Annotated in this window: 11 protein-coding genes; 6 read left to right on the top strand and 5 right to left on the bottom strand. The window is 71.4% G+C overall.

Features of this window, described 5'->3' with window-relative positions:
- Window positions 1-42: 42 nt before the first annotated feature.
- Both pruA and ABKA17_RS04835 read right to left on the bottom strand, forming a co-directional pair.
- Window positions 43-1,674 (bottom strand): L-glutamate gamma-semialdehyde dehydrogenase, encoded by a 1,632-nt coding sequence (gene pruA, locus ABKA17_RS04840; protein ID WP_353690556.1) that lies wholly within the window; start codon window positions 1,672-1,674, stop codon window positions 43-45.
- Between the two features lie 254 nt (window positions 1,675-1,928).
- Window positions 1,929-2,855 (bottom strand): proline dehydrogenase family protein, encoded by a 927-nt coding sequence (locus ABKA17_RS04835; RefSeq protein WP_353690555.1) that lies wholly within the window; start codon window positions 2,853-2,855, stop codon window positions 1,929-1,931.
- Between the two features lie 127 nt (window positions 2,856-2,982).
- On the opposite strand from ABKA17_RS04835, the gene ABKA17_RS04830 reads away from it, so the two are divergent.
- On the top strand, window positions 2,983-4,179 hold the full coding sequence (locus tag ABKA17_RS04830; RefSeq protein ID WP_353690554.1) for a PucR family transcriptional regulator: 1,197 nt from the start codon (window positions 2,983-2,985) through the stop codon (window positions 4,177-4,179).
- Window positions 4,180-4,212: 33 nt separating this feature from the next.
- Here ABKA17_RS04830 and ABKA17_RS04825 read toward each other — a convergent pair whose 3' ends face one another.
- Window positions 4,213-4,524 (bottom strand): NIPSNAP family protein, encoded by a 312-nt coding sequence (locus ABKA17_RS04825; protein WP_353690553.1) that lies wholly within the window; start codon window positions 4,522-4,524, stop codon window positions 4,213-4,215.
- A gap of 127 nt (window positions 4,525-4,651) precedes the next feature.
- Here ABKA17_RS04825 and ABKA17_RS04820 point away from each other — a divergent pair, with 127 nt between their 5' ends.
- The 4 genes from ABKA17_RS04820 (at window position 4,652) to ABKA17_RS04805 (ending at window position 9,582) form a co-directional block, all read left to right on the top strand.
- On the top strand, window positions 4,652-6,148 hold the full coding sequence (locus ABKA17_RS04820) for an ABC transporter substrate-binding protein (RefSeq protein ID WP_353690552.1): 1,497 nt from the start codon (window positions 4,652-4,654) through the stop codon (window positions 6,146-6,148).
- Window positions 6,145-7,920, top strand: a complete 1,776-nt coding sequence (locus tag ABKA17_RS04815; protein ID WP_353690551.1) for an ABC transporter permease subunit — start codon at window positions 6,145-6,147, stop codon at window positions 7,918-7,920. Before ABKA17_RS04820 ends, ABKA17_RS04815 begins: the two co-directional genes overlap by 4 nt.
- A gap of 61 nt (window positions 7,921-7,981) precedes the next feature.
- The gene (locus ABKA17_RS04810; RefSeq protein ID WP_353690775.1) at window positions 7,982-8,905 is read left to right on the top strand and encodes an ABC transporter ATP-binding protein; all 924 of its coding nucleotides are present in this window, start codon (window positions 7,982-7,984) and stop codon (window positions 8,903-8,905) included.
- Window positions 8,902-9,582, top strand: a complete 681-nt coding sequence (locus ABKA17_RS04805) for an ATP-binding cassette domain-containing protein (RefSeq protein ID WP_353690550.1) — start codon at window positions 8,902-8,904, stop codon at window positions 9,580-9,582. The genes ABKA17_RS04810 and ABKA17_RS04805 overlap by 4 nt, the downstream gene beginning before the upstream one ends.
- On the opposite strand, the gene ABKA17_RS04800 is transcribed toward ABKA17_RS04805, so the two are convergent.
- Window positions 9,569-10,153: a TetR/AcrR family transcriptional regulator gene (locus ABKA17_RS04800; protein WP_353690549.1), complete on the bottom strand. Its 585-nt coding sequence runs from the start codon at window positions 10,151-10,153 to the stop codon at window positions 9,569-9,571. The two genes, ABKA17_RS04805 and ABKA17_RS04800, sit on opposite strands and share 14 nt — an antisense overlap.
- A 76-nt stretch (window positions 10,154-10,229) precedes the next feature.
- On the opposite strand from ABKA17_RS04800, the gene ABKA17_RS04795 reads away from it, so the two are divergent.
- Window positions 10,230-11,783, top strand: a complete 1,554-nt coding sequence (locus ABKA17_RS04795; RefSeq protein WP_353690548.1) for an MFS transporter — start codon at window positions 10,230-10,232, stop codon at window positions 11,781-11,783.
- Window positions 11,784-11,849: 66 nt separating this feature from the next.
- Here ABKA17_RS04795 and serA read toward each other — a convergent pair whose 3' ends face one another.
- Window positions 11,850-13,439 carry a phosphoglycerate dehydrogenase gene (gene serA, locus ABKA17_RS04790; RefSeq protein ID WP_353690547.1) on the bottom strand — a complete coding sequence of 530 codons (1,590 nt, stop codon included), beginning with the start codon at window positions 13,437-13,439 and terminating at the stop codon, window positions 11,850-11,852.
- Window positions 13,440-13,582: the final 143 nt, after the last annotated feature.

Genomic DNA, 13,582 nt, shown 5'->3' with positions numbered 1-13,582 from the left:
GCCGGGTGAATCACCCGGCCCCTCACCTGCTCTGACGGCTCGTCAGCCCATGTGCGGGTACGTGTAGTCGGTCGGCGGGACCAGGGTCTCCTTGATGGCGCGGGTCAGGGTCCAGCGCATCAGGTTCTGCGGGGCGCCGGCCTTGTCGTTGGTGCCGGAGGCGCGGCCGCCGCCGAACGGCTGCTGGCCGACGACGGCGCCGGTGGACTTGTCGTTGATGTAGAAGTTGCCGGCCGCGTAGCGGAGCTTGTCCATGGTGTACGCCGCCGCCGCGCGGTCGCCCGCGATGACCGAGCCGGTCAGGGCGTAGTCGGAGACCGACTCCATCTGGGCCAGCATCTCGTCGTAACTGTCGTCCTCGTAGACGTACACGGCGAGGAACGGGCCGAAGTACTCGGTGGTGAAGACCTCGTTCGAGGGGTCCGAACACTCGACGACGGTCGGGCGGACGAAGTAGCCGACCGAGTCGTCGTACGAACCGCCCGCGACGATCGTGCAGTTGGGGTCGGCCTTGGCCCGGTCGATGGCCGCCTTGTTCTTGGCGAACGCGCGCTCGTCGATGACCGCGCCGATGAAGTTCGACAGGTCGGTGACGTCACCCATGGTCAGGTACTCGACCTCGGCCGCGAACTCCTCCTTGAACCCGGAGTTCCAGATCGAGGCGGGGATGTAGGCCCGCGAGGTCGCCGAGCACTTCTGGCCCTGGTACTCGAAGGCACCCCGGGTCAGCGCGGTCTTGAGGATCGCCCGGTCCGCGCTCGGGTGGGCGACGACGAAGTCCTTGCCGCCGGTCTCGCCGACCAGGCGCGGATAGGAGCGGTACTTCTCGATGTTGGCGCCGACCGTCTTCCACAGGTACTGGAAGGTCTTGGTCGAGCCGGTGAAGTGGATGCCCGCGAGGTCACGGTGCTCGAGGGCCACCTTGGAGACCTCGATGCCGTCGCCGGTGACGAGGTTGATGACGCCCTTGGGCAGGCCCGCCTCCTCCAGGATCTGCATCAGCAGCACGGCCGCGTGGGTCTGTGTCGGGGACGGCTTCCAGACCACGACGTTGCCCATGAGGGCCGGCGCGGTCGGCAGGTTGCCCGCGATAGCCGTGAAGTTGAACGGCGTGATCGCGTAGACGAAGCCCTCCAGCGGGCGGTGGTCCAGGCGGTTCCAGACGCCCGGGGAGTTCGCCGGGGGCTGCTCGGCGAGCAGGTCACGGGCGTACTTGACGTTGAAGCGCCAGAAGTCGACCAGCTCGCAGGGGGTGTCGATCTCGGCCTGCTGGGCGGTCTTGGACTGGCCGAGCATGGTGGAGGCGGCCAGCGTCTCGCGCCAGGGGCCGGCGAGCAGTTCGGCGGCGCGCAGGATGATCGCGGCACGGTCGTCGAAGGACATCGCGCGCCAGGCGGGCGCGGCGGCGAGGGCCGCGTCGATCGCGTCCTGGGCGTCGGCCTGCGTGGCGTTGCGGTAAGTGCCCAGTACGGCCTTGTGGTTGTGCGGCTGCACCACCTGGAAGGCGTCGCCGCCGCCGAGCCGCTTCTCGCCGCCGATGGTCATCGGCAGGTCGATCGGGTTCTCGGCCAGCTCCTTCAGCTTGACCTCGAGACGGGCGCGCTCGGGCGAGCCGGGGGCATAGCCGTGCACCGGCTCGTTGACGGGGGTGGGGACCTGGGTCACAGCGTCCATCGGTTACCTCTTCCGAGTGATTCCCGGGCTTCAGCCGGGGGATGCTGAAGCGGTTGCGTATCGTGAGCAGCGGTCAGGGCTTGACCGTCACGGACTCGCCGAGGCGAGCTCGTGAGAAGCCTCCTCGGGGGCGGAGTCACGAGATCCGTAACTCCTTTCGTTTCGGATCTGGGTCCGGCTCAGCCGGCCGCCGGGCCGCGGCTGTTGGCCTCCGGAACTCGTCGGAGACTGACAGCCGCGGCTCATCCAGCACCTCACCCCTTGCTGATCATCGAGCGGACGAAGAAGCGCAGGTTCGCCGGCTTCTCCGCCAGCCGCCGCATGAAGTAGCCGTACCAGTCGGTGCCGTAGGCGGTGTAGACGCGCATGCGGTGGCCTTCGGCGGCGAGCCGCAGGTGCTCGTCGCTCCTGATCCCGTACAGCATCTGGAACTCGTACTCGTCGGGCTTGCGCCCGGCCTGGTGGGCGAGTTCCTGGGCGATGGAGATCAGCCGTGGGTCGTGGGAGCCGATCATCGGGTACCCGGCGCCCTCCATCAGAGTCCTCAGGACCCGGACGTACGCCTTGTCGATCTCGTGTTTCTGCTGGTAGGCGACCTCGGCGGGCTCCTTGTAGGCGCCCTTCACCAGCCGCACCCGGCTGCCGGCCGCGGCGAGGCGGAGGGCGTCGGCCTCGGTGCGGAAGAGGTAGGCCTGGATGACACAGCCGGTCTGCGGGAAGTCCTTCCGCAGCTCCTCGTGGATGGCGAACATCGAGTCGAGGGTGGTGTGGTCCTCGGCGTCCAGGGTCACGGTCGTGCCGATCGCGGCGGCGGCCTCGACGACAGGGCGGACGTTGGCGAGGGCCAGCTCGTGGCCGCCGGGGAGGGCCTGGCCGAACATCGAGAGCTTGACGGACATCTCGGCCCTGGTGCCCAGCTCCAGTTCCGCGAGCCGGTCGACGAGCGCCAGATAGGCGTCGCGGGCGGCTTCGGCCTGCTCAGGGGTGGTGATGTCCTCGCCGACGACGTCCATCGTCAGCTCCAGGCCCCGGCTCGTGAGGTCCCTGATGATCGGGACGATCTCGTCGACCGTCTCGCCCGGGATGAAGCGGTCGACGACCCGCTTGGTCACCGGGGCCGCCGAGATCAGACGGCGCATCCGGTCGCTGCGCGACGCGGCAAGAATCACGGGACCCAGCACGGGGCACCTCCACAAACCAGCAGATAGAACCACCGTGAAACCTAAGGATCCCTCCGATCGTCGGCCATCGACAGCTGTCACGCATCCGTGCCGCAGATCTCAGACAGATGTATGAAGGAGCCGGGTTTTGCGGGAGAATGCCCGAGTGACAGCCGATGCCGCGTCCTTCAACCGAGCCGGTGACTACCAGGAGCTGGTCGACGAGATCTCCGAGCTCCTCGGGGCCCCGGCGACCCTGGAGAACCGCGACTTCGAGCTGATCGCCTTCGGGGCGTACGACAGTGAGGGCGACCTCGATCCCTCGGCCCTGGACCCGGTGCGCACCCGCTCGATCGTGACCCGGCGCTCGACGGCGACGGTCCGGACCTGGTTCGAGGGCTTCGGCATCACCCGCGCGACCGGCCCGGTCAGGATCCCGCCGACCCCGGAGGCGGGGGTGTATCGCGGCCGGATCTGTCTGCCCGTACGCCATCGGGGTGTCGTCCTCGGATACGTGTGGCTCCTGGAGTCCGACCCCGGCCCCACCGACGCCCAGCTGACTGCCGCCATGGAGGTCACCGTCCGCATCGGCGCGCTGCTCGCCGACGAGGCGCAGCACGGGGCCGACCTGAGCCGGGAACTGCGGGCGGTGCTGACCGCCGAGCGGGGCTGGCAGGGCGACATGGCGGTGGCGGCACTGCGGACGGCGCTCGGCCCGCGCGGCGAGGGCACGCACGCGGTGGTGTGCGTCGCGCCCTGGCCGTCGGCCGACCCGGACGACGCCCCTTCCGCGCGTACGGTGCCGCACGCGACGGCCCTGTGCACGGTCCCCTGGGGCACGACCGCCCAGAGCCTCGCGGTGCTGGTCCGGCTGCGCACACCGGAGGTCCGCACCCCGGCACTGGCGGCGGCCCAGCGGCTGCTGGGGGAGGGTGCCCGCGCGGCCGGGGTGGGCGAGGCCCGCAGCGGTCTCACCGACCTGGCCGCGTCCTGGCAGGAGGCCTCGGCCGCGGCCCGCGCGGCACTCGCGGAACCCGCGCTCGGCCCGGTCGCGGAGTGGTCGCACATCGGCCCGTACCGCCTGCTGACCTCGCTCCCCGCGGACACGGCCCAGGACCCCGCCGTACGCCCCCTGCTCTCCCCCGCCCACCGCGAACTCGCCCGTACCGCCGAGATCTACCTGGACTGCGCGGGCCAGGCCGGCCGCACGGCGGCGGAGCTGGGCATCCACCGGCAGACCCTCTACTACCGCCTGTCCCGCGTCGAGCAGCTGACCGGCCTCGACCTGGACGACGGCGAGGACCGGCTGCTGCTGCACATGGCGTTGAAGGGGGCACGGCTCTAGGGCGGACAGCGGCTCCTGGGACACCTCGTCGCTCTAGGCCACCCCGTCGAGCGGCCGCAGGAATCGGCGTTCGTACCGTTTGATGCAGCGCGTGCGGCGGGCCAGTTCGAACGCGTCCTGGCACTCCGGGTCGGTCACGCTGTCCGTGCGGTACCGCTCGTACGCGGCGAGGCTGGGGAACGAGAACAGGGCGTAGGCGATGTCGCTGTCGCCCTCGCTCGGCAGGAAGTAGCCGTGGTGCGTCCCGCCGAACCGGTTGACGAGCCCCACCCAGCGGCGACCGTACTCCTCGAAGTCCGCGATCTTGTCGGCGTCGATCTCGTATGTCAGATGAACGGTGATCATTCCCCCATCATGCAGCGGGCCAGGATCGGACTCGTCCGCTCACCGAGATGATGATTGTTGAAAACGATTGTCATCGTGCTACGGTCAGCGCACCCACTCTTGACCACCCCTTTACCCGGAGGGTCCCGTGCGCCTGCCCGCTCGCCGTCTGCTCCCCGTCACCGCCCTCACGGCGGCGTCCGCCCTGCTCACCGGATGCTTCTCGGGAGGCGACTCCGCCACCGAGGGCGACGGCGACGGCAAGCGCGTCCGTGTCGCGATGATGCAGCCCCCGCGTTCCGCGCTGTCACCGCTGTCCGACGACGCGTTCAAGCTGTCGCGCTGGTCGACGGCCGAGACGCTGGTCAAACTGGACACGGAGGGCGACGCCCGGCCGGCGCTCGCCACCGAGTGGCAGCAGTCCGGAAAGACCTGGACCTTCGAGATACGCGACGGCGTCACCTTCCACGACGGCACGAAGCTGGACGCCGAGGCGGTCGTACGGTCGCTCACGACCGCCGCCACCGCCGCCCCCAAGCCCCGCATCCTCGACGGCGTCGAGCTGACCGCGAAGGCCGCGGACGACGACACCGTCACCGTCACCACGGCGACCGAGGACCCCCTGGTCCCGCAGCGCCTGAGCTCGCCCCAGCTGTCGATCCTCGCCGCGAAGGCGTACCGCGGGAAGACCGTCGATCCCGTCGGCGCCGGTACCGGCGCCTTCGTGCTCAAGAAGGTCGACGGCACCTCCTCCGCCACCCTCGACCGCTACGACGACTACTGGGGCGGCAAGGCCAAGTCCCCCGGTATCGACGTGAAGTTCGTGCCCGACGGCACCGCCCGCGCGGCGGCGCTGCGCAGCGGTGAGGCCGACATCGTCGAGTCGGTGCCGGTGTCGCAGGCCGCGCTGCTCGACGAGCAGCTCATCACCGAGGTGCCGATGCCGCGCACCAACACCCTGTACCTGAACACCGGGAAGGGCACCTTCAAGGACGCCGCGCTGCGGGCCGCCGCCCGCGAGGCGATCGACGCCGAGGCGCTCGTCGACGGGGTGTACGAGGGGCGGGCCGATGTCGCCGAGGGGCTGCTCGGGCCCGCGCTGCCCTGGGCCGCCGAACTGCGTACGGCCGTTCAGCACGCCGAGGCCGGCAAGCCGGACGGCGAGACCGTCACCATCGGCACGTACACCGACCGCTCCGAGATGCCCGAGGTCGCTGCCACGCTGCAACAGCAGCTCCAGAAGGCCGGGTTCAAGGTGAAGCTCGACGTCCGCGAGTACGCCAACATCGAGTCCGACGCCCTCGCGGGCAAGTTCGACGCGTTCGTCCTCTCCCGGGCCACCGTCCTCGACTCCGGCGACCCGGCCGCGTACCTCTACAGCGACTTCGCCTCCGACGGCACCTTCAACCTCGCGCAGTTCTCCGACAAGTCGGTCGACGCCGCGCTGAGGAAGGCCGCCGACGCCAAGGTCGGCGACGCCCGCCGCAAGGCGATCGTGACGGCCGAGGGCGCGATCCTGGCCGCCGACGCCGCCGTCCCGCTGCTGCACGAGCGGGTGATCCAGGGTGACGCCGCCGGTGTCGTGGACGCCGCGCACGACCCGCGCGAGCGGGAACTCGTCACCGTGGGCACCTACGTCAAGTGAAGTCCACCGCACGGAAGTCGGTCAGCCAGGCCGGGCTGACCCGCTTCGTCTGTCTCGTCGCCGTCCTGGCCGTCGTCGGCCTGCTGCCGTGGCTCTCCCACCGGGACCCGGCCCTCACCGTGCTGCGTGCCCGGTCGGCCGAGCAGGAGGCCACCGACGAGGCCCTGTCCGCGATCCGCGCCGACCTCGGCCTGGACGCCGGTCCCCTTTCCCTGTTGGGGAGTTGGGCCTCCGACCTGCTCCACGGCGACCTCGGCACCTCCTGGGTGTCGGGGCACGACGTCCTGCCCTCCGTGGTCGCGGGTCTCCAGGTCTCGCTGGGTCTCATGGGCGCCGCGCTCGGCGTCGCGGTACTGCTGGGCGCCGCGCTGGTGGCGCCGGTGCTGGTGCGCGGGCGCGGCTCGGCCGGTGCGGTCGCCGCGATGCTGGCCGCCGTACCCGAGTTCCTGCTGGCCATCGTGGCGCTGCTGGTGTTCGGGGTGTGGCTGGGCCTGCTGCCGACCTCCGGCTGGCAGGGCCCGGAGTACATGGTCCTTCCCGCGCTCGCCCTCGGTGTCCCGGCGGGCGGGCTGCTCGGACGGCTGGTCGCGGACGCGCTGCCCGCCGTGCTCGACGAGCGGTGGGTGGAGCTGTGGCGGGGCGCCGGGGTGGGCCGGGCGCGGATCGCGGGGGCCGCCCTGCGCCGCGTACTGCCGCCGCTGGTACCGCAGTTCGGGATGGCCGCCGTCGGTCTGGCCGGTGGCGCCGTCGCCGTGGAGCTGGTCTTCGCGGTGCCCGGCATCGGCCGCACCGCCCTCGGCGCGGCCCGCTCCCAGGACCTCCCGCTGCTCCAGGGCTCGGTCCTCGCCCTGCTGCTGCTCGGCCTCACCGCGGGTGCCGTCGCCTCGGTCGTACGACGCCGGCTGCTGGGCCCGGCCCTGCGGGACGCCGGCCTGACGCTGCCGCCGCCGCGCCCGGTCCGTGTGCACCCGGCGGTACCGCTGACGCTCGCCTCCGTGCTGCTGCTCACCATCGGCTGGGGCCTGCTGCGCGACCCGTACGCCGTGAACACCACGGTCCGCCTGGCCGCCCCGTCCTGGACCCATCCGCTCGGCACCGACGCCCTCGGCCGCGACGTGCTGGCCCGGCTCGGTCACGGCGCCGCCTCAACAGTCGGTACGGCCGCCGCCATCTGCCTGCTGGGCCTGCTGATCGGACTCGCGCTCGGCTTCCTGCCCGGCGTCGCGGCCGGCGCGGCGGACATCGCCAACGCCCTGCCCCCGGTGATCGTCGGCATCCTGGTCGCCGCCGCCGTCGGACCCGGCAACGGCGGCGCGGCCCTCGCGGTCGCCCTCATCTCGTGGCCCGCGCTGTCCGCACACGCGGCGGCGCTGGTGCAGGAGGTCAAGGCGTCCTCCTTCCTGATGGCCCAACGCGCCATCGGAGCGACGCCGTTGTGGATCCTGACCCGGCACGTCCTGCCCTCGGTCGCCGGGCCCGTCGCCCGGCACGCCCTGCTACGGCTGCCCGGCATCGCCCTCGCCCTGGCCTCCCTGGGCTTCCTGGGCCTGGGTGCCCAACCGCCCGCCCCGGAGTGGGGCCTGCTCCTCGACGAGTCCCGCGCCTACGTGGAACGCGCCCCCTGGGCCGCCCTCGCCCCGGCAGTGGCACTGGCCCTGCTGGCCGGGCTGGCGGTATCGGGAGCGGCGTACGCGCAGGGCCGGAAGAAGCGAGCGACGACGGTCCCCGCCGAGGGCCGCACATCCATGAAGGAGGCCCCTGTTGGAGTCTGAGGCACGGGAGTCCGAGGCGTTGGAGTCCGAGGCGTTGGAGTCCGAGGCGAGGGAGCCCAGGGTGGCGGCACCCGAGCCGCTGATCTCCGTACGCGACCTGCGTATCGCCTTCGACGGTGTCGAGGCCGTGCGCGGGATCTCCTTCGATGTCCGGCCCCGCGAAGTCCTCGCGATCGTCGGCGAGTCGGGCGCGGGCAAGTCCCTCACGGCCCGAGCGCTCCTCGGCATGCTGCCGCGCGGCGCGGCGACGACGGGGACCGTGCGTCCCGACCTCTCCGCCGAGCGCGGCCGCCGGATCGCCCTGGTCCCGCAGGACGCCCTGTCCGCGCTCTCACCGGTCCACCCCGTGGGCGACCAACTCGCCGCCGCCGTACGGTCGGTGGCCCGCGTCTCGCGCGCGGAGGCCCGGTCCCGTGCGGTGGCGGCGCTCGAGCGGGTGGGCATCCCCGACGCCGCGCGCAAGGCACGTGCCTACCCCCACGAGTTCTCCGGCGGCATGCGGCAGCGCGCCGTCATCGCGATGGCGACCATCAACGACCCGGACGTCCTGGTCGCGGACGAACCCACCACGGCCCTGGACGAGGAGCGCCGGGACCAGGTGCTCCGGGTGCTCGCCGAGCGACGCGAGGCCGTCGGGGCGGCCCTGGTGCTGGTCACGCACGATCTGGACGTCGTACGGGAGCACGCGGACCGGGCGCTGGTCATGTACGCGGGACGGCTGACCGAACTCGGCCCGGCGGCCCAGGTGTTGGAGCGACCGCTGGCCCCGTACACCTCGGGCCTGCTGGCGTCCCTGCCGCAGAACGCCCGTGGGCGCCGCCTCCCCACCTTCCCCGGCACTCCCCCGACGCCGGGCGCGCTCCCCCCGGGCTGCGCCTTCGCCCCACGCTGCCATCTCGCCACGGACGCCTGCCGGGACGAGGAACCGGAACCTCGGCAGGCCGACGGGCGGCTGGTCTCCTGCCACCACTGGGAGAGAGTGTGAGCACCCCCCTTCTCGACGTCCGCGATCTCGTGGTCCGCTACGGCAGCGTCACCGCCGTGGACCACATGTCCTTCACACTGGCCGCCGGCGAGACCCTCGCCCTGAGCGGCCCCTCCGGCTGCGGAAAGTCCTCCACCGCACTGGCGGTGCTCCAGCTGCGCCGCCCGGAGTCCGGTGAAGTCCACTTCGAGGGACGGGAGTTGACGTCCCTCACGGAAGGCGAGCTGCGACCGGTCCGCCCCCGCATGCAGCCCGTCTTCCAGGACCCGTACGGCTCGCTCAGCCCTCGCCACCGCATCCGCGACGCGGTGGCCGAACCGCTCAAGGTCCAGGGCCGCTGGACCGCCGCCGAAGGTCCCGCCCGCGTCGCCGAACTCCTCGACCGGGTCGGCCTGGACCCGTCGTACGGGGACCGCATGCCGCACGAGCTCTCCGGTGGGCAGTGCCAACGGGTGGGAATCGCGCGGGCGTTGGCCTCCGAGCCGCGACTGCTGGTGCTGGACGAGCCGGTGTCGGCGCTGGACCCGTCGGTGCGGGCCGGGGTGCTGAACCTGCTGGCGGACCTCCAGGACGAGCTGGGCCTCGGCTATCTGTTCATCTGCCACGACCAGGCCGTCGTACGGCACTTCGCGGACCGGGTGATCGAGATGCGCGAGGGACGCGTCACGTCCGGTTAGCGGCGTCGATCATCTGGCGCAGCCCCAGGGCGAGTTGGTCCGCGCTCGGCGCGGTCTTCGGATCGAACTGCCACTGCGCGATCACGCCCGTCATCAAGGTCACGTAGAACGCGCCGAGAGTGTCGGCGGTCTCGTCCGACACGTCCTCCTCGCGCCCGCCCATGAGCATCGGGACGAGTCCGCGTCCGGCCTCTCGCTGGGCCTGCGCCAAGTAGTCGCGCACCTCGGGCAGTTGGTCGCCCATGACCACGATCTCCATGCTGAGGTGCCAGATCGAACCGGGCTCCTGCATGGTCGCGATGATGTTCGCCCACACCTCCCGGAACCGCTCCAGAGAACCGGGCTCGGTGGCGCTCAGGGCCGTCCCGTCCCCTTCGAAGGCGTCCCCCATCCCCTCGGCCAGCGCCACGTACGCCTGCGCCAGCAGGGCGTCCTTCGAGCCGTAGTGGTAGCCGATCGAGGCGAGGTTGGTCCCCGACTCCTTGACGATGTCGCGCGCCGTCGTGCGCACGAAACCCTTCGCCAGCAGGCAGCGCTTGGCGCCTTCGAGCAGATCCTCACGGTGTCCCATACGCCCACCCTATCTAGACAAGCGATTTATACAAGCGTCATAGACAGACGTTTAAGACATCCGTATAGTCACCGCCATGACGAACCCGACGAACCCGAAGAGCACATCTCCCGGCTCCCTCGCCGGTCGCCGTGAATGGACCGCCCTCGGCGTGCTGATGCTTCCGCTGCTGCTGGTCTCGATGGACGTCTCCGTCCTCTACTTCGCGGTGCCCTCGATCAGCGCGGACCTGGAGCCGACCGGCACCCAGCAGCTGTGGATCTTCGACATCTACGCGTTCGTGCTGGCCGGCCTGCTGATGACGATGGGCTCGCTCGGCGACCGCATCGGCCACCGCAGGCTCCTGCTGATCGGCGCCGCCGCCTTCGGCACCGCCTCGCTGGTCGCGGCGTACGCGAACAGCGCCGAGACCCTGATCGCGGCCCGCGCGGTCCTCGGCATCGGCGGCGCGACCCTGATGCCCTCCACGATGGCCCTGCTGCGCACGATGTTCACCGACCCCGGACAGCGCGCGAAGGCGATCGGTATGTGGTCCGGCGTGATGACGGCCGGGATCGCACTCGGCTCGGTGATGAGCGGGGTGCTGGTCGAACACTTCTGGTGGGGCTCGGTCTTCCTGGTCAACCTGCCCGCGATGGCACTGCTGCTGCTCCTCGGCCCGGCACTGCTCCCCGAGTCGCGCAACCCCTCCCCCGGCCGCTTCGACTGGCCGAGCGTCCCGCTGTCGATGGCCGCGGTGCTCCCCGTGGTCTACGGCCTGAAGGAGATCCCCTCGGACGGCTGGAACGTCCGCTACGCCGTCTCGATCACCGTCGGCCTGCTCTTCGCGGCCCTCTTCGTCCACCGCCAGCGCACCACGGCCTCACCGATGATCGACCCTGCCCTGTTCCGCGGCCGCGGCTTCGCACCGTCCGTCGTCCTGAACCTGGTCTCGGCGTTCGGGATCATGGGGTCGGCCTACTTCACCACGCAGTACCTCCAGTCGGTGCTCGGCAAGAGCGCGCTGGAGTCCGCCCTGTGGGCCCTGCTGCCGTCGGTGCCGATCGGGGCCGCGGCACCGATCGCGACCACGCTGGTGCAGAAGGGCGTCAACCGCGCCCACGTCGTCACCGCGGGCTTCGCGATCTCCGCGGGCGGCTTCGCGCTGCTGGCCCTGTCCGGTACGGACTCGATGTGGCTGGTGCTGGTCGCCTGCGCGATCCTCGCGGTCGGCGGTGTCACCGTGATGTCCCAGATCATGGACCTCGCGATGGGCACCGCCCCGGCGGAACGCTCCGGCACCGCGTCCTCCCTGATGGAGACCGGCGCGGAGTTCGGCGGGGCGCTGGGCATGGCGGTGCTCGGGTCGATCGGTACGGCGGTCTACCGCCACGAGATGCCGGGCACGGCCCCGGACGTGGCCCGGGAGACGCTGGGCGGAGCGCTGGCGATCGCCGACCGGGTGCCGGGTCTGGCGACGGTGGCCCGGGAGGCGTTCACCAGCGGGATGCAGGGGGCGGCGATCGCCGGCGCAGTGGTGCTCGCGGGGGCGGCGGTACTGGCGGCGGTGACGCTGCGAGGCGTCGAGGTACGGCCGCAGGCATGCGAAACGCCGGACGAGCAGAGCAAGCTCAGCCCGTCCGGCGTTTGAGGACGAGGCCCCTTCAGGGCCGAAGCGGGGGTCTGGGGGCGGCAGCCCCCAGTACCGACCGCGACCTCAGACCAGATTCACCGCACGAGCCGACGTCGCGCCGATCTCCGCGGCCACCTCGGTCAGCACCCCGGCGGGCACCGTGTCGTCCACCGTCAGGACCGCCAGCGCCTCGCCACCGGCGATCGCACGGGACACCTGCATACCGGCGATGTTGATGCCGGCCTCGCCGAAGACGCGGCCGACCGTGCCGACGACACCGGGACGGTCCTCGTACTTGAGGACGACCATGTGGTCGGCGAGGGCCAGGTCGACGTCGTAGTCACCGACGGCCACGATCTTCTGCAGGTGCTTCGGGCCGGCCAGCGTGCCGGAGACCGCGACCTCCTCGCCGTTGCCCAGCGTGCCGCGCACGGTGACGACGTTGCGGTGGTCGGCCGACTCCGAGCTGGTCGTCAGCCGCACCTCGACGCCGCGCTCCTGCGCGAACAGCGGGGCGTTGACGTACGACACGGTCTCGTCGACGACGTCCTCGAAGACACCCTTGAGGGCGCTGAGCTCCAGCACCTTCACGTCGTGCTGGGTGATCTCGCCGTACACCTCGACGTCGAGGCGGACCGCGACCTCGCCCGCGAGGGCGGTGAAGATCCGGCCGAGGCGCTCGGCGAGCGGCAGGCCCGGCTTGACGTCCTCGGCGATGACACCGCCCTGGACGTTGACCGCGTCGGGCACGAGCTCACCGGCGAGGGCGAGACGCACGGACCGCGCGACCGCGATACCGGCCTTCTCCTGGGCCTCGTCGGTGGAGGCGCCGAGGTGCGGGGTGCAGACGACCTCGTCGAGCTCGAAGAGCGGGGAGTCCGTGCAGGGCTCCTTCGCGTACACGTCGAGGCCGGCGCCGGCGACCCGGCCCTCCTTGAGCGCCGAGAACAGTGCGGCCTCGTCGACGATGCCACCGCGCGCGGCGTTGACGATGCGCACGCTCGGCTTGACCTTGTGCAGGGCCTCGTCGCCGATGAGACCGAGGGTCTCGGGGGTCTTGGGCAGGTGCACGGTGATGAAGTCGGAGACCTCGAGGAGCTCGTCCAGCGACAGCACCTTGACGCCCATCTGCGCGGCCCGCGCGGGCTGCACGTAGGGGTCGTAGGCGACGACCTTCATGCCGAAGGCCGACATGCGCTGGGCGACGAGCGCGCCGATGCGGCCGAGGCCGACGACACCGAGGGTCTTCTCCGCGAGCTCGACGCCGGTGTACTTGCTGCGCTTCCACTCGCCGTTCTTCAGGGCGGTGTTGGCCTGCGGGATGTGACGCGCGGTGGCCAGCAGCAGGCCACAGGCCAGCTCGGCGGCGGTCACGATGTTGGAGGTCGGGGCGTTGACGACCATCACGCCGGCCTTGGTGGCGGCGGAGACGTCCACGTTGTCCAGGCCGACGCCGGCTCGTGCGACGACCTTCAGCTTCTTCGCGGCCGCGATCGCCTCCGCGTCCACCTTGGTGGCGGAGCGGATCAGGATCGCGTCGACCTCGGCGATGGCGGGCAGCAGCTCGGCGCGGTCCGCGCCGTTGCAGTGCCGGATCTCGAAGTCGGGGCCAAGCGCGTCGACAGTCGCGGGCGACAGCTCTTCAGCGATGAGTACGACAGGTTTCGAGCTCACGTGAGTCCTCACATGTCCAATGCGGACGGCCGTCCCGACGGCCGCAGGCGGTGGAGGGGCTTGCCGCGTGGAAGACGCACGACGCTGTGGGCCTGACGCGTATGTAGTACGGCAGTGTAGTGGCGCTACCCAGGTGGTCTTAC

The sequence above is a fragment of the Streptomyces sp. RG80 genome (genome assembly GCF_040446465.1).
Classification (GTDB): Bacteria; Actinomycetota; Actinomycetes; order Streptomycetales; family Streptomycetaceae; genus Streptomyces.
Note: the sequence above shows the minus strand (reverse complement) of the source record. Positions and strands in the feature narration are given on the sequence as shown.

Excerpts from the sequence above, each read along its gene's own strand:
- pruA (WP_353690556.1), bottom strand. The coding sequence starts at position 1,674 with ATGGACGCTGTGACCCAGGTCCCCACCCCCGTCAACGAGCCGGTGCAC.
- ABKA17_RS04825 (WP_353690553.1), bottom strand. The coding sequence starts at position 4,524 with ATGATCACCGTTCATCTGACATACGAGATCGACGCCGACAAGATCGCG.
- ABKA17_RS04800 (WP_353690549.1), bottom strand. The coding sequence starts at position 10,153 with ATGGGACACCGTGAGGATCTGCTCGAAGGCGCCAAGCGCTGCCTGCTG.
- ABKA17_RS04795 (WP_353690548.1), top strand. The coding sequence starts at position 10,230 with ATGACGAACCCGACGAACCCGAAGAGCACATCTCCCGGCTCCCTCGCC.